This is a genomic window from Faecalibacter macacae, from assembly GCF_003687725.1.
GTDB lineage: Bacteria > Bacteroidota > Bacteroidia > Flavobacteriales > Weeksellaceae > Empedobacter > Empedobacter macacae.
On the sequence record NZ_RDOJ01000038.1, the window covers coordinates 430 to 2,801 of the forward strand.

The following is a 2,372-nucleotide window of genomic DNA, read 5'->3' on the forward strand; positions in this document are numbered from 1 at the left end:
CATGCAGTTTTTATTTTGAAGGATCAAATCCATACATAAAATTATTTAAATGTCCACCTGAACTTTCAAGTCCTACAATATCCATTAATTCTTCATAATAAGTGCAAATTCGCTCTCTGTCTTCGGTATCAAGCTCAAGATAAATTGAAGAAAAACGATTTAATCCATTTTCGATTGCGTTTTGATATTCTTCTTCAGTTGCGTTTCCTTTTTGAGCGATTTTTTGAAAATCTTCAGCAGATTTATTTATCAATTCAGTTAGAACTGGTTTTAATTTTTCATCTGATAAACCAGGATAAAAGATAGCTGTTTCTTCTTTGAATTTATCTTTAGAAATAAAGTTTTCAAACATATTTTCAGAATTTGTAGGCGTTTTAATTTCTTTTTGTCCACAAGAAATAATTGTAGATAAAAATAGAATTATTGTAAAGTATTTAATTTTATACACGATGTTTGGTAAAATTGCATGTAACGTTTATAGGATTTGCGAAGAACGGGGAGAAGTTGAACGGCAGTTCAATTTCGTACGTTCAAGCAAATTGCTTTGTTATAACGAAATTAGTTGATTGTTATTGTAAAAGCAATTTTGCGGGAGGAAAAAACATAGGTTGAAAGTTTACTTTCAGCCCGTTTTTTGCAAAACCTATGTTAGCAGAAGTTTTCTTTGAATAATTCTTCGCAAAAATTAAATATATTAATATAACAGGTATTAAGTAATTCTTTCAAATCAAAATTATAATCTTGCAAGAGGAAATTTTTATTATCAATTATTTCAAAATTATAAAATGGAGATATAAAACCATCTTTATGAGTTTGCAAATTACCATTTTCAATAGTAAAATCGTCCATAGGTAAATTGTTAAATGTACAACCACTAATTTCTATTTTTAATTTATTAGAATTAATTTGGTCAATGAAAAATTGTGGAATTTTTATACCTGGAATATCTAAATCATTTATTATTTGTTTTTCTGTAATCTCTTCTTTTAATTCCAATGGTTTTTTATGTTTTACTTCATTTGTTGCTAAACATAATACAGTTAGCCAGTTATTTTTTGATTTGTATGATTGTAAATTTTCTATTAACGAATATAATTTAGGGTTAGTAGATTTAATATTTCCGAAGTTTTTTAATACTTGTTCATCAAATTTTACTTGACTATCACCATAAGGAAAATAAATTCTATTTTTTTTGAGCATTAATTTATTGTTAATATATTCTGCACAATATTCTAGAATACTTCTCAAATTTTCTAAAATATTTTTGATTTCATATTTAGAATGATTTGTATTAATTATTTGGTTATTCGAATATTCTAATAATTCAAAAATATTTTCTTTTGTCATAATTTTGATGAAAATTTCTGCTAACGGAAAAAGTATTGGCGAAGTGCGGGCTTAATTTGAACGAAAGTTCAAGTCCAGACCAATCGTAGCCAATATTTTTTCAATGGAACTAAGTTAATCAAAAATGTGGAATTGGAAAATATTGGCGGATAAATATTACAAAAAGTTCAATTTCGCTTTAAACCCCGCATTTTGCCAATACAATGTTATGTGCAGTCACAATTTTTTTCCATTAATTCCAGTTGCGCAACCTCCAAAATATTCATCAAGGTTTACTTTTAGATTATGTTTTTCAAAAATTTCTTTTACTTTTTTAGAATTTTGAAATTGCTTTGTGTAAATCCATAGCATTTTGTAGTCTTCAGGATTTCCTAAAAATATTTTTCCCAAAATTGGAATTATTTTTCCCAAATAAAAACTATAAAAATAGAGTAGTACTTTATTTTTCGGTTTTGAAACTTCTACGAAACTAAATTTTCCATTTGGTTTTAATATTCGGTGAACTTCTTTTGCTATAATCTTAATTTGATCTTCATTAAAAGTTTTTAATCCGTATGCACATGAAATTATATCGAAACTGTTAGATTCCAACTTATTTTCAAGCATATTATCACAAATTAGATTTAGTTTGTTTTGAAATACTTTTTTCCCTTTTTCTGTTGAATGATTTATCATATTCTCTGAAAAATCCAAAGCATAAAAATTTGAGTTTGGAAAATTATGTTTTAGAAATGTCCAATTTTCTCCTAAGCCTGAAAGTAAATCAATCACATTTAATTTTTCTTGAGATTTTCCTAACTTGTTTAGAAATTGTTTTCTCCATCGAATTGAAAAACCAAATGAAGTTATATAATTCATTCTTTCATACGAACTTGACATTTGGTTAAACAATTTTTTGACAAATTCGGGTTCGTAAATGTTATTCATTTGTTATTATGACGGGTTTTGGAGTGATTGCACACAACGAGCCGGGTATTTTGCGAAGAACGGAAAGAAATTGAACGAAGTTCAATTCGTCACGAACT

The 2,372-nt window shown here is 26.8% G+C and carries 3 protein-coding genes; all 3 read right to left on the reverse strand.

All coding sequences use genetic code 11. From position 1 onward, the window contains the following. Positions 1-10: 10 nt before the first annotated feature. Positions 11-448, reverse strand: a complete 438-nt coding sequence (locus EAH69_RS13785; RefSeq protein ID WP_230466840.1) for a DUF4844 domain-containing protein — start codon at positions 446-448, stop codon at positions 11-13. 200 nt (positions 449-648) lie between these two features. Beyond that, on the reverse strand, positions 649-1,347 hold the full coding sequence (locus tag EAH69_RS13790; RefSeq protein WP_121935797.1) for a hypothetical protein: 699 nt from the start codon (positions 1,345-1,347) through the stop codon (positions 649-651). Between the two features lie 216 nt (positions 1,348-1,563). After that, positions 1,564-2,274 carry a class I SAM-dependent methyltransferase gene (locus EAH69_RS13795; protein WP_121935798.1) on the reverse strand — a complete coding sequence of 237 codons (711 nt, stop codon included), beginning with the start codon at positions 2,272-2,274 and terminating at the stop codon, positions 1,564-1,566. Positions 2,275-2,372 lie beyond the last annotated feature (98 nt).

Coding starts and splice junctions, on each gene's coding strand:
- EAH69_RS13790 (WP_121935797.1), bottom strand. CDS start 1,347: ATGACAAAAGAAAATATTTTTGAATTATTAGAATATTCGAATAACCAA.
- EAH69_RS13795 (WP_121935798.1), bottom strand. CDS start 2,274: ATGAATAACATTTACGAACCCGAATTTGTCAAAAAATTGTTTAACCAA.